Source organism: Oscillospiraceae bacterium NTUH-002-81 (genome assembly GCA_032620915.1).
Classification (GTDB): Bacteria; Bacillota; Clostridia; order Lachnospirales; family Lachnospiraceae; genus JAGTTR01.
Window position 1 is genome coordinate 1,350,339 of the sequence record CP136052.1, and the last position, 21,137, is coordinate 1,371,475.

Consider the following 21,137-nt stretch of genomic DNA (forward strand, 5'->3'; position numbering starts at 1 on the left):
TGAAACAGCTATGGGCAGCTATGAAGCTGCCCGAAAAACTTCAAAAAAAGTTATAAATTTTTTTTGTCGTGGGCTTGACATACGGGTGCCGCAACCCGTGCACGGTGATCAAAGGGATGTTGGCCTTGCGGCAATGCCTGGCGAGAAGCGCATTTACAGTAGAATTATAAACTTTATTTTTCACAAAAATGGGTTTTTCTTCAGGCAACGGTTTGATGAGTTCTGCGAATTGGATGACGGTTTGCCAGTCTAACGGGATTTTTCGGATGGAAGATTGATTCTTGGTGGGAAGAAATCCCCCGTCTCCTTTATAGTCCCATGTTTTGGAAACGGAAAGCATTTGACGGGAAAAGTCGAAATCTTTTGGAGTAAGAGCCAGTGCTTCTGAAAAACGCATGCCGGTTTTGGCAATCAGGAGAAGAAGCCAGTCTAAATTGATTTCTGTATGTAAATCCAGATCGTCAAGTAATTTGTGGAGTTCATACTGGTTCAGATACTTGGGTTTCTTTTCTCCAGGCGTTTTCCCTTTGATGATTGCTTTTCGGGTGGGGTCTTTTGGAAGTAGGCCTTCATCTACGGCATCGAGGATGGCACATTTGAGATGATGGTGAAAATCCATGGTCGTCTGGCGCTCATGTGAAAGGGCATAGTCATTGAGAAGTTTTTGATATGCAAAGCGATCCAGGCCGCATAAAGGAAGCTCAGGAATGAGTTTTTCAAGCCAGTGATGTGCCATGTGATATTTTTGCATGGTTATGGGACGGATAGCTCCTTCTTTATAGATGGTGATCCATTGTTTGTAATAATCGCAGAATAAAAGGGTAGAGGTGTTGGTTGAGGTTACATCCATAGTTCAGTTCTCCTTTGTTTCAGTGGTGTTTGCGCCGATGAAGTTTTATTGTGTATTCAGTATAGAGGGGATTTGCGGCAAATCAAACAGGGGGTACGGCCATTGGTTGTGGCTTAGGGTCTTGTCCCCTCCCCAAGATTGTGTTACTATGAGAGAAGCGGCCGTATGCCTGCAGGTGGCATGCGGCGTTTTCATGAGGCTGTAAACATACAGGAGGTTTTTATAAATGAAGTGGAAAAAATTTACGCTGAAGACACTGGCGGAAGCGGAGGATATCGTCATTGCCACACTGGCGGAGGCCGGCATCGAGGGTGTGGAGATCGAGGATAAAGTACCGCTGACGGAGAAGGACAAGGAGCAGATGTTTGTGGACATTCTGCCGGATGCGCCGGACAATGACGGTATTGCTTACCTGAACTTTTATCTGGAGGAGGATGCGGACGTGGATGCGATCCTTCCCGGGGTGCAGGAGGCGCTGGAGGAGCTGCGCCAGTTCATGGATATCGGAGAGGCCAGCATTGCGGCGTCTGAGACAGAGGATAAGGACTGGATCAACAACTGGAAGCAGTATTTTAAGCAGTTTTACGTGGACGATCTGCTGATCATTCCGTCCTGGGAGGAGATCAGACCGGAGGATCAGGGCCGCCCGGTGATCCACATTGATCCGGGTACCGCTTTTGGCACGGGCATGCATGAGACGACCCAGCTGTGTATCCGTCAGCTGAAAAAATATGTCAGGCCCGGGGATGAGATTCTGGATGTGGGCTGCGGCAGCGGCATTTTGTCCATCGCAGCAGTGAAATTCGGCGCCGGTCATGCGGTGATGACGGATCTGGATCCCTGCGCCATCACAGCAACGAAGGAGAATATGGAGGTCAATGGCATCGGCGAGGCGCAGTATGACGTGATGATCGGCAACCTGATCGATGACAAAGCGGTGCAGGATCAGGTGGGCTATGAGAAATATGACATTGTGGCAGCCAATATTCTGGCGGACGTGCTGGTACCGCTGACACCGGTGATCGTGCACCAGATGAAGAAGGGCGGTATTTATATCACTTCCGGTATTATTGATGAGAAGGAAACCGTTGTGGTGGAGGCCGTGAAAGCTGCCGGCCTGGAAGTGGTGGAAGTGAACCACCAGGGCGAGTGGGTGTCTGTGACAGCCAGAAAGAATTAAGAGGCAGTCTATGTATCATTTTTTTGTGGAACCGGAACAGATTTCGGAAAAAGAGATCCGGATCACCGGGAGTGATGTGAACCATATCCGCAGTGTGCTGCGCATGAAGCCGGGAGAGGAGATCCTCATCAGCAGCCGTACCGGTGGGGACTACCACTGTGCGGTGGAGGAGATCGGCCAGGATGAGGTGCGCACATCCATTATGTGGAAGGAAGCGCTGGGCAGGGAGCTTTCCTGTCCCATCGTACTGTTTCAGGGGCTGCCCAAGGGCGATAAGATGGAAATGGTCATTCAGAAAAATGTGGAGCTGGGTGTCCATGCCATTGTGCCGGTGTCCATGAAGCGCTGTGTGGTGAAGCTGGATGAAAAAAAGGCCCAGGCAAAACAGAAACGGTGGCAGCAGATTTCCGAGAGCGCGGCGAAGCAGGCCAAACGGGGCATCGTGCCGGAAATTTTGCCGGTGATGTCCTTTGCCCAGGCGCTGGACTATGCGAAGGATTTTGAACAGAAGCTGCTGCCCTACGAGTGTGCCGAGGGCATCGAAGGGACGAGACGTATCCTTTCTGGTATTCAGCCGGGACAGAAGGTGGCGGTTTTCATTGGCCCGGAGGGCGGTTTTGACGAAAAAAGAAGTAGAAGCGGCGAAGGATGCGGGCTTTCAGGTGCTGACGCTGGGCCGCAGGATTTTGCGGACGGAGACGGCGGGCATGATGCTGTTGTCCGTGCTTGGATATTTACTGGAGGAATAATGGAAGATGGAAATATATCTGGATAATTCCGCCACCACGAAATGTTTTCCGGAGGTGGCGCAGGTGGTGATGAAAACCATGCTGGAGGATTACGGCAACCCGTCCTCCATGCATCAGAAGGGCGTGGACGCGGAGAAATACATGCGGGACACCCGTTCGGTCATCGCTTCCAACCTGAAAGTGCAGGAGAAAGAAATCTTTTTCACTTCCGGCGGCACGGAATCAGACAATCTGGCGCTCATCGGCGTGGCCATGGCCAATCAGCGGGCCGGGAAGCACCTGATCACGACACAGATCGAGCATCCGGCGGTGCTGGAGACGATGAAATATCTGGAAACCCAGGGCTTTTCTGTGACCTACTTGCCGGTGGATCACGACGGCATTGTGGAGCTGGATGCCCTGCGGGCGGCCATGACGCCGGAAACCATTCTCGTGTCGGTGATGTTTGTGAACAATGAGATCGGTTCCGTGCAGCCCATTGAGGAGATTTCTAAGATTGTGAAAATGGTCAATCCCCAGGCGCTGCTCCATGTGGATGCGGTGCAGGCCTACGGCAAATACCGGATTTATCCCAAGCGGATGGGCATTGATCTGCTGGCTTTTTCTGGGCACAAGATCCACGGCCCCAAGGGCATCGGCGTGCTTTACATTTCTTCTGCGGCAAAGGTGCGGAATATCAATTACGGCGGCGGCCAGCAGAAGGGGATGCGTTCCGGGACGGACAATGTGCCGGGCATCGCAGGCCTCGGGGAAGCGGTAAAAGAGATTTATACAGATTTCGACAGCCATATCGACAAGCTGTATGCGCTGAAGCAGCTGTTTGTGGAAGGGGTACAGAAGCTGGATGAGGTGTGGGTCAACGGCCGCACCGGCCGGGACAGTGCGCCCCATGTGGTGAGTGTGACCTTTCCGGGCATCCGCAGCGAGGTGCTGCTCCATGCCCTGGAGGATAAGGGCATTTATGTGTCCTCCGGTTCTGCCTGTGCCACCAACAAACCGGCGGTCAGCGCCACGCTGAAAGCCATCGGCATGCCAAAGGAGGGGCTGGATTCCACCCTGCGGTTCAGTTTTTCCGTATTTACCACAGAAGAAGAGATTCGGGAAACGCTGTCAGCTTTGAACGAGCTGGTGCCCATGCTGCGACGGTATCGCCGTTCCTAGTAAAAAAACAGCATGCGAGTGAATGAAAAAGATATAGAGGGAAAAGAATGTTTAAAATGTTTTTGATCAAATATGCGGAGATTGCCATCAAGGGAAAAAACCGGTATCTGTTTGAGGATGCCCTGGTGGAACAGATCCGTCACACCCTGGAGCGGGTGGAAGGTCACTTTGTGGTGACAAAAGAATCCGGTCGTGTGTATGTGTCCTGTAAATCGGATTTTGATTTTGATGAAGTGGTGGCGGCATTAAAGACCGTTTTCGGCATCGTCGGCATCTGTCCGGTGGTGCATATCGAGGACAGGGGATTTGACAATCTGGCAGAACAGGTTGTGAAGTACATGAAAACCCAGTACCCGGAGCAGAACCAGTCTTTCAAGGTATTTACCCGCCGGGTCAACAAGCGCTATCCCATGGAATCCATGGAAGTGAGCGCGGCGCTGGGCGAGCGGATTCTGGATGAACTGCCCGGATTTTCTGTGGACGTGCATCATCCTGATATTGAACTGCATGTGGAGATCCGCAAAACCATTTATATTTATTCCGAAACCATCCCGGGCCCGGGAGGTATGCCCCTGGGCACCAATGGCCGGGCCATGCTGCTCTTATCCGGCGGTATTGACAGCCCGGTGGCTGGTTACATGATCGCCAAGCGCGGCGTGTTCGTGGATGCGGTATATTTCCATGCGCCGCCGTATACCAGTGAGCGGGCCAAGCAGAAGGTGGTAGATCTGGCAAAACTGGTGTCCAGATATGCAGGACCCATCCGCCTGAAAGTGGTGAACTTTACGGACATACAGCTGTATATTTACGAGCAGTGTCCCCACGATGAGCTGACCATCATCATGCGCCGGTACATGATGCGCATTGCAGAGAAACTGGCAGAACAGGCCGGCTGTCTGGGCCTCATCACAGGCGAGAGCATCGGCCAGGTGGCGAGCCAGACCATCCAGAGCCTGGCCGTGACCAACCAGGTATGTACCATGCCGGTATTCCGTCCGCTTATCGGCTTTGACAAGCAGGAGATCGTCACCATCGCGGAGAACATTGACACCTACGATACGTCCATTCTCCCCTACGAGGACTGCTGCACGATCTTCGTGGCCAAGCATCCGGTGACCAAGCCCAACCTTAAGTCCATTCTGCGTTCCGAGACCAAGCTGACGGAGAAGATCGACGAGCTGGTGCAGACTGCTATTGACACCGCAGAGACCATCGTTTGCGAATAAAACAGGAAGCCATTTCTTATGAAATAAAACACCCCCGGAAGATTTCTCTCCGGGGGCATCAGTCTCTTCTGTATGGGGTGTTGCGATGTACGTAAGCCAGCAGGCCGGTTATTCTACAATATAAGGCTTCAGAGCTTCCATCACTGCGTCCATGTTATCTCCTGCGTGAACGTTCAGATCGATCGGTTTGGACAGATCCAGGCTGAAGATACCCATGATGGATTTTGCGTCGATGACGTAACGGCCGGATACCAGGTCAAAATCATTGTCAAACTTCGTGATGTCGTTTACGAAGGATTTCACTTTATCGATAGAGTTTAATGAAATCTGCACAGTTTTCATAAGAAAAACCTCCTTACATTGATACTTTTATCTTAACTTTATTGACTGCGAAAGTCAACAGCTATTCATGTAAAAATCGCGGAAAGGAAAGAACCGATGAGAAAAGCAGCATTGCATAATCTGGGCTGTAAAGTCAACGCATATGAGACGGAGGCGATGCAGCAGCTTCTGGAAGAAAACGGCTATGAGATCGTGCCGTTTGAGGAAAAGGCAGATGTATATATCGTCAATACGTGTTCGGTGACGAACATGGCTGACAGAAAGTCCCGGCAGATGCTGCACCGGGCGAGAAAGCGCAATCCCCAGGCGGTGATCGTGGCGGCGGGCTGCTATGTGCAGACAGCGGCGGAGAGCCTGAAGGAAACGCTGGCGGCGGACATTCTGATCGGCAACAATAAAAAACAGGAGCTGCCGGAGATTCTGGCGGCGTATTTTGAAAAAGCGGATGCAGGAATCAAGTGTCAGCCAGATTTTGAAAGTGCTGACCGGGCAGATACAGCGGATAAAAAAACGGAGCAGACAGCAGTGTCAGGGCAGGATGGCATGCCGGGACAAATGTCCGCAGACGATGGCGCAGCCGCAGTACCGGAAACAGCGAAAACGACGGGAAAGATGGCTGATGCGGATATCTTTATCGAGGATATCTCCGTGGAGCACAGCTATGAAAATCTGGGACTCACCCGCACGGCAGAGCACACCCGGGCGTACATCAAAGTGCAGGACGGCTGCAACCAGTTCTGCAGCTACTGTATTATCCCCTATGCCAGAGGCCGGGTGCGAAGCCGGGGCCTGGAGGATATTCTGGCGGAAGTGCGCACACTGGCAGCGGCCGGTTACAGAGAGGTGGTGCTCACCGGTATCCATCTGAGTTCTTACGGCATTGATTTTGCAAAGACCAGTGGGGAACAGGATTATCTTACCGGCGGTGCAGGACGGCTTCTTGCGCTTCTGGAGGCTGTGGGAGAGATCCCCGGTATTGCCCGCATTCGTTTAGGGTCGCTGGAGCCCAGGATCATCACCAGAGATTTTGTGGAGCGGCTGTCCCGGATCCCTGAGATCTGTCCGCATTTTCACCTGTCCCTGCAGAGCGGCTGCGATGAGACACTGAAACGGATGAACCGCCATTATACCACAGAAGAGTATCTGGCGGCCTGCGGCCTTTTACGGCAGTATTTTGAAGATCCGGCGCTGACCACGGATCTTATCGCCGGATTCCCAGGAGAGACGGAGGAAGAGTTTGCACGGACGATGGATTTTGTGGAAAAAGTGGGCTTCTACGAGACCCATGTGTTCAAATATTCCGTGCGGCAGGGCACAAGAGCAGCCACCATGAAAAATCAGGTGCCCGAGGAGATCAAGACAAAAAGAAGCGGAAAGCTTCTGGAGCTGTCGGAACGGAAAAAAAGGAATACGAAGACCGGTTCCTGGGCCGGGAGGTAGAGCTGCTGGCCGAGGAAGAGGCCATGTGCGGCGGCGTGCGGATGATGACCGGGCACACAAAGGAATACCTGAAAGTGGGGGTTCCCATGGATGATGCGGTGCTGGAACGCGTGAAAAGCGGGGATATCGTAAAAGGAATTGTGGGGAGAAACGTATTTTTGGTGGAATAAAGTGGAAAAAGCATGGGCGCGCCATTCGCAGCCAGATTGCAACAGAAAAGTTCAACCGCGCCATTCGCAGAATCGCCCTTACAGGGCTTTCCGCTGCTGCGCAGCTAATTTCTGCTCATTACACGGCGCTCCCCCTCATGCTTATTTCCATGTCCATCTTTTCATGCGAGCATGAAAGCTGTCCATGGAAAAAGCATGGTTGAACTTTTCTGAAAATTAGTATAGAATAGAAATAGTTTATCAGCGGAACAAGGCGGGGCACCCCGCCAGAAGATTAAGGAAGTGAGAATTTGGATAAAATTACAAATACACAGTTTTTCAAGGTGGACAGCGCACCGCAGATGGGCGTGGAGGACATCCTCAAAACTGTATACAAGGCAATGACAGAGAAGGGATACAATCCTGTGAATCAGATTGTCGGATATATTATGTCCGGAGATCCGACCTATATCACAAGCCATAAGGGCGCCAGAAGCCTGATCATGAAGGTGGAGCGGGACGAACTCGTGGAAGCACTGCTGAAGAACTATATCAGGCACAACTGTGAGTAAAGGAACTTTGGCGAACGTATGAGGATTATGGGACTGGACTATGGCTCGAAGACGGTGGGCGTGGCCATCAGCGACGCTCTGGGACTGACGGCGCAGGGGATAGAGATCATCCGCCGCACCCAGGAGAATAAGCTGCGGCAGACGCTGGCACGGATCGAGGCACTGGTAAAGGAGTATGAAGTAACGGCGATTGTACTTGGATTTCCCAAGAATATGAATAACACAATCGGAGACAGGGCCGAGAAGTCGCTGGCATTCAAGGAAATGCTGGAGCGGAGAACGGGTCTGAATGTTTTTATGTGGGATGAGCGGCTGACGACGGTGGAAGCAAACCGCACACTGATAGAAGGCGGGGTGCGCCGGGAAAATCGCGGAAAATACGTGGACAAGCTGGCTGCGATATTTATATTACAGGGATTCCTGGACTCAAAAGAAGGAAAGGAGTTATTTTTGCGTGGAGAAAATTAAATTTATCCCGGATGGAGAAGCAGAGGCAGTGGAGTTTTTTGTCATTGAGCAGACAAGACTGCGCGGCGTGAACTATCTGCTGGTCACGGAGACGGAAGATGAGAGTGAGGACGCGGACGCCTATATTTTAAAGGATCTGTCTGCGGATACAGATACAGAAGCAGTCTACGAGTTTGTGGAGGACGACAAGGAGCTGGAAGCGGTTTCGGATGTGTTCGAGAAGCTGCTGGACGGCGTGGATTTTGAAATCGGAGAGTAAGCGATGGCAGCTGATCGGGCAAGACTTAGAGAACTGTTAAAAGCAAAGGGACTGAAGATGACGAACCAGAGGCTTCGGATTCTGGAGACGTTGGAGGAGAATGAAGGACAGCACCTGACGGTGGAGGAGCTTCATGCCCGTGTGAACGCATATCTTCCGGAGATCGGCCTTGCAACCGTATATCGCACGATCCAGTTATTTCTGGAGATGGGGCTGGCTGACCGCATTGATCTGAATGACGGCCAGGTACGCTATGAGATCGCAGATGCCGGGGACGACAGAAGGCATCATCGCCATCACCATCTGATCTGTGTGAAATGCGGCAGAGTGTGGGCTTTTGAGGGAGATCTGCTGGAAGAGCTGGAGAGCCGTCTCATGACGGAGCTCTCTTTTCAGGTGATCAATCACGAGGTGAAACTGTTCGGTTACTGTCAGGAATGTCGGAATATATAGAAAATCGTTTCAGGAGGTGTCATTTTTTTTGAAAAATATAAACAATTCAAAATTGAAAATCATTCCGCTGGGAGGACTGGAGCAGATCGGAATGAATATTACTGCCTTTGAGTTTGAAGACAGTATTATTGTTGTGGACTGCGGTCTGTCATTCCCGGAGGATGATATGTACGGAATCGACCTGGTCATTCCGGATGTGTCTTATCTGGAGGAAAATATCCAGAAGGTGAAGGGCTTTATCATCACTCACGGACATGAGGATCACATCGGCGCGCTGCCGTATGTGCTGAAAAAGGTCAACGTGCCCATCTATGCGACCAAGCTGACCATTGCCATTATCGAAAACAAGTTAAAAGAGCATAATTTGCTGAAAACCACCAAGCGGAAGGTGGTAAAGTTCGGCCAGCATATCAATCTGGGCAGCTTCCGCATCGAGTTTATCAAGACGAACCACAGTATTTCCGATGCGTCGGCGCTGGCCATCTACTCCCCGGTGGGCACCATTGTCCACACCGGTGACTTCAAGGTGGACTATACCCCGGTATTCGGCGATGCCATCGACCTGCAGCGGTTTGCGGAGATCGGCAAGAAGGGTGTGCTGGCCCTTATGTGCGACAGCACCAACGCGGAGCGTCCCGGTTTCACCATGTCGGAAAAAACAGTCGGCAAGGCCTTTGACAATATTTTCGAGAATCACAAGCATTCCCGTATCATTATTGCAACGTTTGCATCCAATGTGGACCGTGTACAGCAGATCATCAACTGTGCCTGCAAATTCGGCCGGAAGGTTGTGGTGGAAGGCCGCAGCATGGTCAATATCATTTCCATTGCCATTGAGCTGGGCTACATCAAGATCCCGGATAACACACTGATCGACATTGAAAATATGAAAAATTACCCGCCGGAGCAGATGGTGCTGATCACCACAGGCAGCCAGGGCGAGTCCATGGCGGCGCTGTCCCGGATGGCGGCAAACATTCATAAAAAGGTGAGCATCATGCCGGGCGATACGGTGATTTTCAGTTCTCATCCCATCCCGGGCAATGAGAAAGCCGTATCCAACGTCATCAACGAGCTGTCCCGGAAGGGCGCAGACGTGATTTTCCAGGATACCCACGTATCCGGTCATGCCTGCCAGGAGGATATTAAGCTCATCTACTCTCTGGTGCATCCGAAATATTCCATTCCGGTGCACGGCGAGTATCGGCATCTGAAAGCACAGGCTGCCATTGCGGAGAGCCTGGGATATGACAAGGAGCATATCATCATGCTGACTTCCGGCGACGTGCTGGAGATGAGTGAAAATGATGCGAAGATCGTCGGCCATGTACACACCGGCGGCATTCTCGTGGACGGCCTGGGCGTGGGCGATGTGGGCAACATTGTCATGCGCGACCGGCAGCATCTGGCGGAGGACGGCATTCTCATCGTCGTGCTGACGCTGGGCAAATATACGAATCAGGTGCTGGCAGGCCCTGATATCGTATCCCGCGGTTTTGTTTATGTGCGGGAGTCCGAGGATCTGATGGAAGAAGCCAGACTGACGGTGCAGGATGCACTGGAGGGATGCCTGGGAAGCAGCCGCGGACAGGACTGGAACCGGATCAAAACGGTGATCAAAGATGCACTGTCTGATTTCGTTTGGAAGAAGACGAAGAGAAGCCCTATGATTCTGCCAATCATCATGGAGGTAGACGCATAGTTACGTAGGAGGAAGCATATGAACAGGAACAGCGTACTCGGTACACTCATCAGCATTCTCATAGAAATTCTGCTGATCCTTGTACTGGTGTTTGTCATCTGGGGGGCCGGCAGATGGGCCTACAGCTTTGGCTATGCCATTTTTGCGGAAAAAACGGTGGAGGAAGAGCCGGGCACCGATATCCAGGTGACGATTACGGAAGGACAGTCCAACCGGCAGATCAGCAAGATGCTGGAGGAAAAAGGGCTCATCCGTGACGCCAATCCGTTCTATGTGCGCCTGATGCTGACAGACTATAAGAAGCTGATCCAGCCGGGCACTTATACACTGAACACATCCATGCAGTCCGAGGAAATGATGGCGGTCATGTCCGGAGAGACTGACGAGGATGAAGAGAGCTAGAAAGATTAGGAGAATACCTGTGATTGTAGATGAAAGAATAACATCGTATATTCATTCGCTGGATCAGGGAAATACACAACTGCTGACGCAGATCGAGCGGGAAGCCCGTGCAGATCTCGTGCCGATCATCCGGCAGGAGACTGCCAGCTTCCTGAAAGTGCTTCTGCGCATGCAGCGGCCGAAAAACATTCTGGAGGTGGGAACCGCCGTCGGTTTTTCGGCTCTTTTTATGAGTGAATATGCGCCGGCGGACTGCCGGATTACGACCATTGAAAAATATGAGAAGCGCATTCCCATTGCCCGGGAAAATTTCCGCCGGGCGGGAAAAGAGGACGTGATCACCCTGCTGGAGGGGGATGCCACGGAGATTCTGCATAGCCTGACCGGCAGTTATGATCTGATCTTCATGGATGCGGCCAAGGGGCAGTATATCCATTTCCTGCCGGATGTGCTGCGGCTTCTGGCTCCGGGCGGCGTGCTGCTGTCTGACAACGTGCTCCAGGACGGGGACATCATCGAGTCCCGGTTTGCGGTGGAGCGGCGGAACCGGACGATCCACAGCCGGATGCGGGAGTATCTGTATGCGCTGACCCACACGCCGGGGATCACCACCTCGGTGCTGCCCATGGGGGACGGGCTGACGCTGACGGTGAAAGGAGAAGATTATGAACAGACGACCTGAACTGCTTGTTCCGGCCAGCAACCTTGAAGTGCTGAAGGTGGCTGTCCGCTACGGCGCAGATGCGGTATATATCGGGGGTGAGGCTTTCGGGCTTCGCGCCAAGGCAAAAAATTTTTCCATGGAGGATATGCGGGAGGGCATCCGCTACGCCCATGCCCATGGGGTACGTGTCCATGTGACGGCCAATATTCTGGCCCACAACCGGGATCTTCCCGGTATGCGGGCTTATTTCCAGGAGTTAAAAGAGCTGCAGCCGGATGCGCTCATCATTGCGGATCCCGGCGCTTTCATGCTGGCCCGGGAAATCTGCCCGGAGATTGACATTCATGTGAGCACTCAGGCCAACAACACCAACTATCTGACATACCAGTTCTGGCATGCCCAGGGGGCGAAGCGGGTGGTATCTGCCCGGGAACTTTCCCTGGCGGAGATCCGGGAGATCCGGGAAAACATTCCGGCAGACATGGAGATCGAGTCGTTCATCCACGGCGCCATGTGCATTTCCTATTCCGGCCGATGTCTTTTGAGCAGCTATTTTACCGGCAGAGACGCCAATCAGGGCGCCTGTACCCATCCGTGCCGGTGGAAATACGCGCTGGTGGAGGAGACAAGGCCCGGGGAATATCTGCCGGTGTATGAAAATGAGCGGGGCACCTTTTTGTTCAATTCCAAAGATCTGTGCATGCTGGAGCATATCCCGGAGCTTCTGGATTCCGGCATCGACAGCTTCAAGATCGAGGGTCGGATGAAAACAGCGCTGTACGTGGCCACCGTGGCCCGGACGTATCGGAAAGCCATTGACGACTGCCTGCAGTCCGAAGAACTGTGGCGGCAGAACCTGCCTTGGTATCAGGAGCAGATCCGCAGCTGCACCTACCGGGAATTCACCACGGGATTTTTCTTCGGCAGACCGGACGAAGAGGCACAGATTTACGACAGCAACACGTATCACAAAGGTTACACCTACCTGGGACTGGTGGGAGAGATCGAACCGACAGACGGACATTGCCCGGCAGGCTGTATCTGCACGGAGCAGCGCAACAAGTTTTCTGTGGGGGAGACCATTGAGGTGATGAAGCCGGATGGCAGCAGTCCTGCGGCAAAGGTGCTGGCCATTTACGACGGGGACGGCAATTCCATGGAGAGTGCACCACATCCCAAGCAGAAGCTGTATGTGAAGCTTACTGTGGCGGCGGAACCGCTGGACGTGCTGCGGCGGAAGGACTGATAAATTTGCTGAAAAGCAGATGTGAGGACGCACAGAAACGAATCCTCCATCTGCTTTTTGACATTTTACATTACATATTTATGCAGTGTTGCACCTGCTGCGCCCGGCCCGGCAAGCATTTCCCGGAACATGCGCTCAATCTTCTCCCCGATGCCTGCCTGGTAAAGATCAATGAAAAACAGACGCTCATTGGAGAGGATGGGGCGCAGCTGGTCGGTGAAGGTGGAAGGTTCTCCCACCACAATATCTTTTAACTGCGCCTGCAGTTCTTCCTTCATGGGATCGGGAGCCAGTTCATAGGTCTTCCCGGCATCGTCCACGCCGAGCAGATACCGGAGCCAGCCTGCGATACCGAGCGGAATGGCGGTGAGCCGGGAAGCATCCCCGTATTTTGCCACGTAGGATTTCACTGTCTCCCCGAAACGGATCCCCAGCATCTGGGAAACATCCACTGCCAGCCGCAGGTTCGTGTCTCCCAGATATTCGTTGGGGAAACGATCCAGGAACAGCTCATCTACAAAGGCCTGGGGTGAGAGAATTCCCGGATCGGGCACTACGGGAAGTCCCTCATCGTAGGCTACCATTCGGGCCATTTTCATCATATCCGGGTTGGTGTTCAGCATGTGGGCGAACAGATCGTAGCCCAGCACCACACCCAGGGGACCGGTGGCGGAATGCACCGGGTTCAGGCAGACAGTTACCTTCATGCGCTCGGATAGGTTGACGGTGTTCCGGTCAGTCAGATAGACGCCGAAGCCCTTCTCCAGAGTGGGGCGGCCGCCTGGAAAATGATCCTCAATGACGAGATACTGGGACTTTTCTGCGTTGACAAAGGGTGCAATGTAGGTTTTCTTTTCTGTAATGACAGGCTGCATTTGTTCCACACCCAGCGCTTCCAGATCTGCTGCGATGGCTTCACTGGGACGGGGCGTGATCTTGTCGATCATCGTCCAGGGGAAAGCAACCGTGTTTTCATCGGCAACATAGGAAAGGAAGCCTTCATCCACAAAACCGGCTTTCTGCCATTCCTCTGCCATCGTCAGCACAGACTGCCGGAGAATGGCACCGTTCTGGGAACAGTTGTCCATGGATACCAGTGCCAGAGGGTATTTTCCGGCCTGATACCGGGCATAGAGCATGGCAGTGAGCACTGCCATGGCGCCGCCGGGCATGTCCGGACCGTTCTGGATATCTGCCTGTACAAAGGGGAAATAGGTACCATCGGCCTTGTGGAGGGCATAACCCTTTTCTGTAATGGTGAAGGACACCAGCTGGAGGGATGGACTTGTGAAGACCTCTTTCAGCCGTGCCCAGTGTGCCGGATCAGAAGCCTGTGCCTTGATGGCTTCGGCCATGGAGCCCAACACCTTGTACTCCCGGCGGCCATCCCTGTGGAGAATAACGCTTAAGCCCAGATTGTCAAAGGGGGCATAGATTTTGTCCACCACATCATAGTCAAAGGTTTCCACACAGGTGATCCCCCGGTCCAGGGCGCCACTTTCCAACAGGCCGTCAGCAATGCCGCCGATGAAAATGCGGAAAATATTGCCGATGCCAAAGTGCACCCACAGGGGTTCCTTTCTTGCTTTTTCTGATACTGCTTTCACGTCATAGCCGGGAAGTGTGATGCCGGCTTTGTTCCAGGAAGCCCGATCTTGGATGCCGTCCATGGTCAATTTCATGAGAAAACCCTCCTTCATATGTTTTTGCGTTTGCTTATCGCTTCTTATAAATTGAATATAGTACATTTTTTGAGAAAAATCCATAGGCAGGGTGTGTGATTTTGGGTTAATCTTCAGGATTCGCCGGATGACAGATTCCGGGGATCCATCATAAATCTGCAGATGGGAAAGGCACGAAACTGCTCTTGGTTTCATATGTTATAGCAACTACGTTTTGAGGTATCTGCTTGAAAACATTTCCGAAGCCACTGACGACAGAGGAGGAGAAGGAATATCTTAAGAGGTATCGTAAGGGCGACCAAACGGCCAGGAATGTACTGATCGAGCGGAACTTAAGGCTGGTGGCACATATTGTAAAAAAATATCAGTCGTCGGGGGAGGATACAGAAGATCTGATCTCCGTCGGCACCATCGGGCTCATCAAGGCCGTTATGACATTTGACGCGGCCAAAGGCAGCCGACTGGCCACTTATGCAGCCCGGTGCATTGATAATGCTATGCTATCATAGCGGAACAAACGGCGGTTGAGGTGGCGGAACGGGTGTCTTTTGAGGCAAAATGGCGCCTGCTGGCGAGAGTGGGAGTACGCTGATATATTCTGATTTCCAATGTATCGGGTGCAGTAAAAGTAGCCCCGCTGCAAATTCTTCAGTTTCCAGTGGTGCTGCCGCACAAGTTTCAGAACGCAGAAAAGTTCAATTTGCAGTTCCTGGACTTCTCAGAAATCACCGAAACAGCGGACAAGCTGCGCTGGCTTCGCTACCAGAAAGGCCTGCGCCAGAGAGACGTTGCAGACTACGCCGGGATAGACCGGAGCACCTATGTCCACTATGAGGAATACGGCAAAGATCTCTATCCGCCGGAGCACATGGAGAAAATCGCGCAGCTTTTTGAAGTGCCGGTCAATACGCTTCTGGATGACTACAATCTATTTCTGAGAAATGGTCAGGGTGAGCAGATCAAGGCGATCCGAACGAAACTGGGGCTGACGCAAAAACAATATGCGGACAAGCTGGGTGTCAGCCTTGGCAGTCTCAAGCATTGGGAGCAAAACCGCAAGCAGATTTTCAAATCCACATGGGAGAAGTATTTCAAGCAGACGTAATCATAGCAAAACGAGCAGACCGGCTGTTGAGGCTGGCCTGCCCGTTTGCTATGTATTATTGCTGCGCTTTCAGGTGTTTCACGGCTGCGTCCACCAGTTCCAGCTTCTGCTCCGCGGAGCAGGGCAGCTTCTGGATGGATTTCAGCGCCTGCTCGGACTGGAACTTCGCCAGCTCCTGCCCAAGCTCCTGCTGCGCCTGCTTTGATTTCGGGAAGATCAGAAATACTTCCATGGCTGCCCTCCTTTCCAGTGCGTTTTCTGCTTCAATCTATGCTTGTGTTCCGGCTGCTATGTAGACAAATAGAACTCGATTTCGCGGCTGCGAGGAAAATCGTATTGCCGCGCGGCTTTGGTGGTGCGGGAATGCTTGCAATTCAAGGGCTTTTCGCCCCTGAATTGTCTACGCCCGAGCGGCGTTTGCGAGCGGATTTCGCCTTCTGCTGGCGATGAACCTCTCTGGCGCAGGCGGGGCAGTATTTTGTCCTGCCGGAGCGGGCGAGAATGCCCGTGCCGCAGACTTCGCAGCGGCGTAGTTTTTTTCGGGCTGAGGATGGCCTGTTCCAGCTTTGGCTGTCCCGGCGTCAGGCGGAAGAGCGTGCCATCCGGCAGCCGCTCGATGGGGTCAAGCTTGTGCATCTTCGCCTTCCTTTGTGATGAGTTTTGCATCCGCTGGGTAATTCAGCGTAATAAGCGCGGGCTTTCCCAAGCCCTGCTTGCGCCGAACGATCAAGCCGCTGTATTCCAGCTCCCGGAAGATCCGCGTGGCGCTTTGGCGGCTGCGGTGGAGCTTTGTCTGTGCCTGCTCCAAGGTGAAGTACAGCCGGATCGTGCCGTCCGGCTCGACGTAGCCGTTCTGGCGGGAAATGCTGGCTCTGTCCAGCAGCAGCGCATAGAGCACCTTGGCGTCGTTGCTGATGTCCCGCAGGGCTTCGTCTTGGAGAAGGAACCTCGGAAGCGGCACATAGGACGCCGCCGGGCTTTGCATCGTGAGCTTGCAAAAAGTTTTCATCTGACCTCCTGTCCCATCCATCAATCCATCCATTTTTGTGTTGATTGATAGATTGATTCTCTTGTATCTTGGTTTATTTCTTATTAGTTAGAGGATGAATTTCAGCCCCGATGGAGGGCACGAAAATCGTCGTCCTGAAATCCGGTTGCGGAACGCTCCGGAGCGTCAGCTTGTCCACCGTCCGGAAAACCGGTGACGGAAAACCCACACATGGAAAATCCCGTTGTGGTCAAAGCTCATCTCTCTGCCGCACTTTCAGCAGTTCCCAGATCTCGGCTTGCCGCGCTTTCAGTTCGGCAACGTCGTCTTCATAGCAGCGCCCGGTGCTGTTGATGCGACGGCAGATCTGGTTGATGTTCGAGGCGGCAGCTAGCTTCTTTTGCTCGGTGTAGTCCACCTTGATGATGTAGCCGTCGATGAGCATCTTGCGGGCATACGCTCCAAAATTGTGTGTCCCCAACTGGCGCATCTTGTGCTGGATGAGATGCAGCTCCTGCTCGTTCAGGCAGATTTCCTTGCGGATGGGGCGCGTGCGGTCCGGCATGAGAATCACCCCTTCAGGTGCAGCCCGAAGGCACCGTTTTCTTCCAGAATTTCCAGATAGCCGTTGCCGGTGAGTTCAGCAAAAACCGGAGCAACTTTTTCGGGCGGAAGGGTCAGAGCATTTGCAAGTTCCTGCGCACTCAGACCGCCGTCCTCGAAGGTGTACAAGAGCGCGCCGGTGAGCTTGGCTTCTGCGGAGAGGTTCGTATCCAGCAGGAGGCGGGTGGGTACAGCAGTCATGTGGGGGTGGTTGTAGTAAGTGGTCATAGTGTTTTCTCCTTTCAATTTTGAAAACTTTGTTTGAAGGGCGGGTTTATATGGATTGGTTTCCCTTTCACCATCCCACGGACAATTTTTGGCCGTTTGTCAGGTGGCACGAAAAAATCTTTGGTTGTGCAGAAGGCCCTCTATATAACCAACGGACATTTTTTCGAGGTTTGTCCGAAAAAGTTTTGAGGGTGGAGGCCCCCTCCTGCACGCTCACCTCAAAAGATCCTTTCACTATTCAACGGACAGAATGAATCGGAGTGTCACGATTTTGTCTCACGGACGTTTTCCTCTCTACCTTTTAACGGACATTTTTCCTCAAAAACTTGGCACCCCCTTTCAAAAAACTTTTCTTGCTCCTGATTCCCCCTCTACTTAGCTAAGTGAATCAGCGACCGGTTTTGTCCCAGATTTCTCGAAAGAGTTTTGAGGACGGCGAGACAAGCCCTGTGCGCTGCTCCAAATTGCCCTTTCTACTTTCCAACGGACAAAATGATGCGGGGCGTTACGATTTTGTCATAACAAGGGCAAAAAAGAAGCGCCTGCCACTACGACAAGCGCTTTGATTTTGCATCAATTATTCGAGCAAATCCTCTATATCCCTTTGATCGTATTCAGTTTTCCGCATCAGCCGACAGACGCCGTCTGCCTCATCCCGCTGCTGCAAAAGCTGGGTGAACGCCCGATAGAGTGCGGCCTGCCGACGCTCGATCACGCCGCGATTCTGCTGCATGGCATCCGCTGCTTTGCGGATGGACAGTCCCTCGGAAAAGCGTTTCCGGAAGAGATTGGCGTAGTCGTTGAGCACCGTTTTGAGCGACTGCTGGGCAAATGCGAGATCCTCACACATGGCCTGATATGCCTCGCGGTTGGATACGCCGATGTACTGCTTCCGCTCCCGGATGAGTTTGTATCGCCGCAGATCCATCCGGTAGTTTTCGCAGATGTCCTTGGCGTATTCATAGTAGGTTCTGCTGCAACGGATGGCGCGCTCCGCGTACTCGTCATCAACGTAAGTGAAGGGCTTGCTCTTGGGCTCCGGAAAGCCGTCCTCTGTTACTTCTCCGATCATTTCCGATTCGACCTCACGTCGGGTCTGACGGATGTATTTATCTCTAAGAATACCATCCACATTCACCTGCTCACAGAAGGACTCCAGGCGAATGGTGTAGTATTCCTCATTGCCTTCCCGGATGAAGCTGGCATCCTTGCAGATCACAACAGCTTCGCCGGTATCGATATCTTTTACCACGCGGACAACGTAGATCCGCTTGCCGTCGTATCGTTTATAGTAACCGGCAAAAACGCGTTTGACTGCCATGCATAGGCCCCTCCTTTCCGGGTGATTTGCTATCAGTATATCATAGAGTGCGGCCGATAAACAGGACAATTTGAAAAACGCGGATCAGAGAGTATTGAAGAATAGCAAGCACATCCGGTGTCCGTACACACCGGAAAAATGCACGCGCTGCCCCCCTCCGTCCAAGCGTGAATTTTATCATTTGGGATACTCCCAAACCCTGTGTTTTTGATAAACCTCGGTTGTAATCAGAGAAATGAGATGATAACAAGAGCAGCACAGACAGCTGGGCTACCGAAATGGCAACGGACGCGATTATTTCCAAAATATTTTTGAAAAATCATGCGGATAAATCATTTCGTATTGTAATTTGTCGAAACTTGTGTCATAATTATTTACAACGTTGCTAAGCGCTGTTGCGCTTGGCTGCAAGCATGATGAATCAGTGCTCTGCCAAACGGCGGGGCACATTTTGTTTATCAGGAGGAGATTCCTTATGGCAGTCAGTTATAAAAAGCTCTGGAAAATGCTGATCGACAAAGATATGAAGAAAAAAGATCTCTGCGCGAAAGCCGGTATCAGTACGGCCTCCGTCACCAAGATGGGCAAAGGCGGCCATGTCACTACAGAGGTGCTTGCTAAGATATGTGCAGCGATGGATTGTGGAGTGGATGATATTATGGAGATTGTGCTTGATGAAAGTGAGAAAAAATAGAGAAAAGATAATGTAAAATCCTTCTCAAATTGTAAGGCCAGAATGAAAAAATTTGAGGAATCCAGAAAACAACATAAGGAGGAATGCATATGGCTTCACTAACACATGTCTGTATGTGGGCGGATAATGGCTGGAAGCGAATTACAGCAGAACAAGCCGCCAGATTGCATCCGGGTGGAACTGTATCTGCTCATAGTGGTCTGTTTATGTGTGAACTCTGTGGCCAGTATGTTATTCTTACCAACGGTGATATTAGGATACGCTACTTCAAACACAGTGCTTATGAGAAAAGCAAAGATTGTCCTGAGCGCACATTCGGAGCTGGATATTCAATCTCTTACGGTTCTCAGGAACACGATTTACCAATCCGTATTACAAGCGTATCCTCATCTTCTTTCAGCTTTGAAGTCGGCTTGATTCGTGTTCCAATAAGTTCTCTCGGCAAGGATTTTTGTATAGAAATCAAACCAAAGGGAGCATTTGATATACCCTATGTGTATACCAAAGAACGTCTGAACTACGACAGTATTACATATCTTCCTATCGGTGAAAGGCCGTTTGAAAAATACACTCTCAGTTTCCAAAATGGAAACGATAAATTACGTGAATTCTGGCCGGCAGAGATTAAAGGCATTGATCCGGAAGGCACATTGTTTGAAAAAGTTTCCGGCAAAAAACTCTCATATGATGCCGATGTTGAGATTGGTAAAGAATACTACCTGCTAAAACGTGGCTACATCTATAGGAAGTCATTCAGCAGCGTGCGAATTCAAGAAATCATGCAAAAACGAATCGGGTGGGAAACTTGGAGTCTCTATGTGGTTTCTGCATCTGCATTTAATGAAGATGCAGCCCGATTCTATCTCGACTTCCATTGTCGGCTGACAGATCACCCTATTTCATTGCAACCGGTATGGCCGTTATTTGTTGAAGGAAATTATATTGTTAAGCACAATCAAAACAGTATGTATATGCTTATCGAAGGTAATGTAGCCGCAGTTAAAACATTTCCTTCTGTGACAGTTCGTCAGCTAAATTACAATTCATCTCAGTCAAAACTATATGAGGTGTTTTGTTCCGGCAGACAGCAGTTAATATCTGCTGGCCGCACTCAAGCCTTACAATACACATACCTTTGGAAAGAGCCTCTTGATCAAGTGGGCTTGCATCCAGAAGTTTCAGTAACCGATATTGCAGGTGCTGAGGTTGATCCTGGCGAGACCGATACTTTACCGCACGACAAAACATTGCGCTTCAAATCAACATTTGATGGAGAGCTAATTATCTTCAACAATAACCGTGTTGTAGATAAGCGGAAATTATCCGCTGACAAATATATAGAGTTGAACGGACTATCCTACGGTTTAGGCGTTCAAGTTGTCATTGGCTTTGATGTCATCTGGCAAATCGATTTCAAGAAGCAACAGCCCATCGTTGTAAATGACGAAATTGAAATGCTGAAGCGAATTACTAATGTATCAGAGGCAACAATCCCGGCTCCGCACTCTTTGCGAAATATGTTAGCGGGTATGAATTGCTATCCGCAGGTATGTCAGTGGATACGAAAATGTATTAAAAATGGCACCATTAATGAGCAATCATACCGCAGATTGCAAGAGGCCTATCGCAGCATGAATACGAATAGATAAGGAG

Annotated in this window: 25 protein-coding genes and 2 pseudogenes; 18 read left to right on the top strand and 9 right to left on the bottom strand. The window is 51.5% G+C overall.

The features are described 5' to 3' along the window. Nucleotides 1-40: 40 nt before the first annotated feature. A complete protein-coding gene (locus tag RJD28_06440) occupies nucleotides 41-850 on the bottom strand; it encodes a site-specific integrase (GenBank protein WNV59118.1) in 810 nt (269 codons plus the stop codon). Nucleotides 851-1,076: 226 nt separating this feature from the next. On the opposite strand from RJD28_06440, the gene prmA reads away from it, so the two are divergent. The 4 genes and pseudogenes from prmA to thiI all read left to right on the top strand — a co-directional run bounded on the left by prmA (nucleotide 1,077) and on the right by thiI (nucleotide 5,166). Further along, nucleotides 1,077-2,030, top strand: coding sequence for a 50S ribosomal protein L11 methyltransferase (gene prmA, locus RJD28_06445; GenBank protein WNV59119.1), 954 nt, complete (start codon nucleotides 1,077-1,079; stop codon nucleotides 2,028-2,030). A 10-nt stretch (nucleotides 2,031-2,040) separates the two neighbouring features. Then, a pseudogene (locus tag RJD28_06450) lies at nucleotides 2,041-2,779 on the top strand (16S rRNA (uracil(1498)-N(3))-methyltransferase). 6 nt (nucleotides 2,780-2,785) lie between these two features. Next, nucleotides 2,786-3,940: a cysteine desulfurase family protein gene (locus RJD28_06455; protein WNV59120.1), complete on the top strand. Its 1,155-nt coding sequence runs from the start codon at nucleotides 2,786-2,788 to the stop codon at nucleotides 3,938-3,940. Nucleotides 3,941-3,987: 47 nt separating this feature from the next. After that, the gene (thiI, locus tag RJD28_06460; protein WNV59121.1) at nucleotides 3,988-5,166 is read left to right on the top strand and encodes a tRNA uracil 4-sulfurtransferase ThiI; all 1,179 of its coding nucleotides are present in this window, start codon (nucleotides 3,988-3,990) and stop codon (nucleotides 5,164-5,166) included. A gap of 108 nt (nucleotides 5,167-5,274) precedes the next feature. Here thiI and RJD28_06465 read toward each other — a convergent pair whose 3' ends face one another. Next, nucleotides 5,275-5,508 carry an HPr family phosphocarrier protein gene (locus RJD28_06465; GenBank protein ID WNV59122.1) on the bottom strand — a complete coding sequence of 78 codons (234 nt, stop codon included), beginning with the start codon at nucleotides 5,506-5,508 and terminating at the stop codon, nucleotides 5,275-5,277. 96 nt (nucleotides 5,509-5,604) lie between these two features. Between RJD28_06465 and mtaB the strand changes: the two genes are divergently transcribed. From mtaB to RJD28_06515, 10 genes are all read left to right on the top strand, one after another. After that, a complete protein-coding gene (mtaB, locus tag RJD28_06470; protein ID WNV59123.1) occupies nucleotides 5,605-6,948 on the top strand; it encodes a tRNA (N(6)-L-threonylcarbamoyladenosine(37)-C(2))-methylthiotransferase MtaB in 1,344 nt (447 codons plus the stop codon). 23 nt (nucleotides 6,949-6,971) lie between these two features. Then, entirely contained in the window at nucleotides 6,972-7,118 is a 147-nt protein-coding gene (locus RJD28_06475) for a hypothetical protein (GenBank protein ID WNV59124.1), read from the top strand. A gap of 290 nt (nucleotides 7,119-7,408) precedes the next feature. After that, nucleotides 7,409-7,669, top strand: coding sequence for an IreB family regulatory phosphoprotein (locus RJD28_06480; protein WNV59125.1), 261 nt, complete (start codon nucleotides 7,409-7,411; stop codon nucleotides 7,667-7,669). An 18-nt stretch (nucleotides 7,670-7,687) separates the two neighbouring features. Beyond that, nucleotides 7,688-8,137, top strand: coding sequence for a Holliday junction resolvase RuvX (gene ruvX / locus RJD28_06485; GenBank protein ID WNV59126.1), 450 nt, complete (start codon nucleotides 7,688-7,690; stop codon nucleotides 8,135-8,137). After that, entirely contained in the window at nucleotides 8,124-8,396 is a 273-nt protein-coding gene (locus tag RJD28_06490; GenBank protein WNV59127.1) for a DUF1292 domain-containing protein, read from the top strand. Before ruvX ends, RJD28_06490 begins: the two co-directional genes overlap by 14 nt. A gap of 3 nt (nucleotides 8,397-8,399) precedes the next feature. After that, nucleotides 8,400-8,849, top strand: a complete 450-nt coding sequence (locus RJD28_06495; protein ID WNV59128.1) for a Fur family transcriptional regulator — start codon at nucleotides 8,400-8,402, stop codon at nucleotides 8,847-8,849. A 28-nt stretch (nucleotides 8,850-8,877) separates the two neighbouring features. After that, nucleotides 8,878-10,551, top strand: coding sequence for a ribonuclease J (locus RJD28_06500; protein WNV59129.1), 1,674 nt, complete (start codon nucleotides 8,878-8,880; stop codon nucleotides 10,549-10,551). Between the two features lie 18 nt (nucleotides 10,552-10,569). Then, entirely contained in the window at nucleotides 10,570-10,953 is a 384-nt protein-coding gene (locus RJD28_06505) for an endolytic transglycosylase MltG (GenBank protein ID WNV59130.1), read from the top strand. A 19-nt stretch (nucleotides 10,954-10,972) separates the two neighbouring features. Next, the gene (locus RJD28_06510; protein ID WNV59131.1) at nucleotides 10,973-11,635 is read left to right on the top strand and encodes an O-methyltransferase; all 663 of its coding nucleotides are present in this window, start codon (nucleotides 10,973-10,975) and stop codon (nucleotides 11,633-11,635) included. Next, a complete protein-coding gene (locus tag RJD28_06515; protein WNV59132.1) occupies nucleotides 11,619-12,863 on the top strand; it encodes a U32 family peptidase in 1,245 nt (414 codons plus the stop codon). The genes RJD28_06510 and RJD28_06515 overlap by 17 nt, the downstream gene beginning before the upstream one ends. A gap of 65 nt (nucleotides 12,864-12,928) precedes the next feature. On the opposite strand, the gene RJD28_06520 is transcribed toward RJD28_06515, so the two are convergent. Continuing rightward, complete coding sequence (locus RJD28_06520; protein WNV59133.1) at nucleotides 12,929-14,545, bottom strand: mannitol dehydrogenase family protein; 1,617 nt, start codon at nucleotides 14,543-14,545, stop codon at nucleotides 12,929-12,931. A gap of 227 nt (nucleotides 14,546-14,772) precedes the next feature. On the opposite strand from RJD28_06520, the pseudogene RJD28_06525 reads away from it, so the two are divergent. Together RJD28_06525 and RJD28_06530 are read left to right on the top strand one after the other, a co-directional pair. Next, a pseudogene (locus RJD28_06525) lies at nucleotides 14,773-15,048 on the top strand (sigma-70 family RNA polymerase sigma factor). Nucleotides 15,049-15,245: 197 nt separating this feature from the next. Continuing rightward, on the top strand, nucleotides 15,246-15,650 hold the full coding sequence (locus RJD28_06530; protein WNV59134.1) for a helix-turn-helix domain-containing protein: 405 nt from the start codon (nucleotides 15,246-15,248) through the stop codon (nucleotides 15,648-15,650). Between the two features lie 55 nt (nucleotides 15,651-15,705). On the opposite strand, the gene RJD28_06535 is transcribed toward RJD28_06530, so the two are convergent. From RJD28_06535 to RJD28_06560, 6 genes are all read right to left on the bottom strand, one after another. Further along, nucleotides 15,706-15,882, bottom strand: coding sequence for a hypothetical protein (locus RJD28_06535; GenBank protein WNV59135.1), 177 nt, complete (start codon nucleotides 15,880-15,882; stop codon nucleotides 15,706-15,708). Nucleotides 15,883-15,938: 56 nt separating this feature from the next. After that, the gene (locus RJD28_06540; protein WNV59136.1) at nucleotides 15,939-16,286 is read right to left on the bottom strand and encodes a hypothetical protein; all 348 of its coding nucleotides are present in this window, start codon (nucleotides 16,284-16,286) and stop codon (nucleotides 15,939-15,941) included. Beyond that, nucleotides 16,273-16,659, bottom strand: a complete 387-nt coding sequence (locus RJD28_06545) for a replication initiator protein A (protein ID WNV59137.1) — start codon at nucleotides 16,657-16,659, stop codon at nucleotides 16,273-16,275. Before RJD28_06545 ends, RJD28_06540 begins: the two co-directional genes overlap by 14 nt. A gap of 229 nt (nucleotides 16,660-16,888) precedes the next feature. Next, nucleotides 16,889-17,203, bottom strand: coding sequence for a plasmid mobilization relaxosome protein MobC (gene mobC, locus RJD28_06550; protein WNV59138.1), 315 nt, complete (start codon nucleotides 17,201-17,203; stop codon nucleotides 16,889-16,891). A 5-nt stretch (nucleotides 17,204-17,208) separates the two neighbouring features. Then, entirely contained in the window at nucleotides 17,209-17,469 is a 261-nt protein-coding gene (locus RJD28_06555; protein WNV59139.1) for a hypothetical protein, read from the bottom strand. 577 nt (nucleotides 17,470-18,046) lie between these two features. Continuing rightward, nucleotides 18,047-18,790 (bottom strand): hypothetical protein, encoded by a 744-nt coding sequence (locus RJD28_06560; protein ID WNV59140.1) that lies wholly within the window; start codon nucleotides 18,788-18,790, stop codon nucleotides 18,047-18,049. Between the two features lie 475 nt (nucleotides 18,791-19,265). Between RJD28_06560 and RJD28_06565 the strand changes: the two genes are divergently transcribed. Next, nucleotides 19,266-19,484, top strand: coding sequence for a helix-turn-helix transcriptional regulator (locus RJD28_06565; GenBank protein WNV59141.1), 219 nt, complete (start codon nucleotides 19,266-19,268; stop codon nucleotides 19,482-19,484). An 89-nt stretch (nucleotides 19,485-19,573) separates the two neighbouring features. After that, a complete protein-coding gene (locus RJD28_06570; protein WNV59142.1) occupies nucleotides 19,574-21,133 on the top strand; it encodes a hypothetical protein in 1,560 nt (519 codons plus the stop codon). Nucleotides 21,134-21,137: the final 4 nt, after the last annotated feature.

Excerpts from the sequence above, each read along its gene's own strand:
- RJD28_06440 (WNV59118.1), bottom strand. The coding sequence starts at position 850 with ATGGATGTAACCTCAACCAACACCTCTACCCTTTTATTCTGCGATTAT.
- prmA (WNV59119.1), top strand. The coding sequence starts at position 1,077 with ATGAAGTGGAAAAAATTTACGCTGAAGACACTGGCGGAAGCGGAGGAT.
- RJD28_06455 (WNV59120.1), top strand. The coding sequence starts at position 2,786 with ATGGAAATATATCTGGATAATTCCGCCACCACGAAATGTTTTCCGGAG.
- thiI (WNV59121.1), top strand. The coding sequence starts at position 3,988 with ATGTTTAAAATGTTTTTGATCAAATATGCGGAGATTGCCATCAAGGGA.
- RJD28_06465 (WNV59122.1), bottom strand. The coding sequence starts at position 5,508 with ATGAAAACTGTGCAGATTTCATTAAACTCTATCGATAAAGTGAAATCC.
- mtaB (WNV59123.1), top strand. The coding sequence starts at position 5,605 with ATGAGAAAAGCAGCATTGCATAATCTGGGCTGTAAAGTCAACGCATAT.
- RJD28_06475 (WNV59124.1), top strand. The coding sequence starts at position 6,972 with ATGTGCGGCGGCGTGCGGATGATGACCGGGCACACAAAGGAATACCTG.
- ruvX (WNV59126.1), top strand. The coding sequence starts at position 7,688 with ATGAGGATTATGGGACTGGACTATGGCTCGAAGACGGTGGGCGTGGCC.
- RJD28_06495 (WNV59128.1), top strand. The coding sequence starts at position 8,400 with ATGGCAGCTGATCGGGCAAGACTTAGAGAACTGTTAAAAGCAAAGGGA.
- RJD28_06505 (WNV59130.1), top strand. The coding sequence starts at position 10,570 with ATGAACAGGAACAGCGTACTCGGTACACTCATCAGCATTCTCATAGAA.
- RJD28_06515 (WNV59132.1), top strand. The coding sequence starts at position 11,619 with ATGAACAGACGACCTGAACTGCTTGTTCCGGCCAGCAACCTTGAAGTG.
- RJD28_06520 (WNV59133.1), bottom strand. The coding sequence starts at position 14,545 with ATGAAATTGACCATGGACGGCATCCAAGATCGGGCTTCCTGGAACAAA.
- RJD28_06535 (WNV59135.1), bottom strand. The coding sequence starts at position 15,882 with ATGGAAGTATTTCTGATCTTCCCGAAATCAAAGCAGGCGCAGCAGGAG.
- RJD28_06540 (WNV59136.1), bottom strand. The coding sequence starts at position 16,286 with ATGCACAAGCTTGACCCCATCGAGCGGCTGCCGGATGGCACGCTCTTC.
- RJD28_06545 (WNV59137.1), bottom strand. The coding sequence starts at position 16,659 with ATGAAAACTTTTTGCAAGCTCACGATGCAAAGCCCGGCGGCGTCCTAT.
- mobC (WNV59138.1), bottom strand. The coding sequence starts at position 17,203 with ATGCCGGACCGCACGCGCCCCATCCGCAAGGAAATCTGCCTGAACGAG.
- RJD28_06555 (WNV59139.1), bottom strand. The coding sequence starts at position 17,469 with ATGACCACTTACTACAACCACCCCCACATGACTGCTGTACCCACCCGC.
- RJD28_06560 (WNV59140.1), bottom strand. The coding sequence starts at position 18,790 with ATGGCAGTCAAACGCGTTTTTGCCGGTTACTATAAACGATACGACGGC.
- RJD28_06565 (WNV59141.1), top strand. The coding sequence starts at position 19,266 with ATGGCAGTCAGTTATAAAAAGCTCTGGAAAATGCTGATCGACAAAGAT.
- RJD28_06570 (WNV59142.1), top strand. The coding sequence starts at position 19,574 with ATGGCTTCACTAACACATGTCTGTATGTGGGCGGATAATGGCTGGAAG.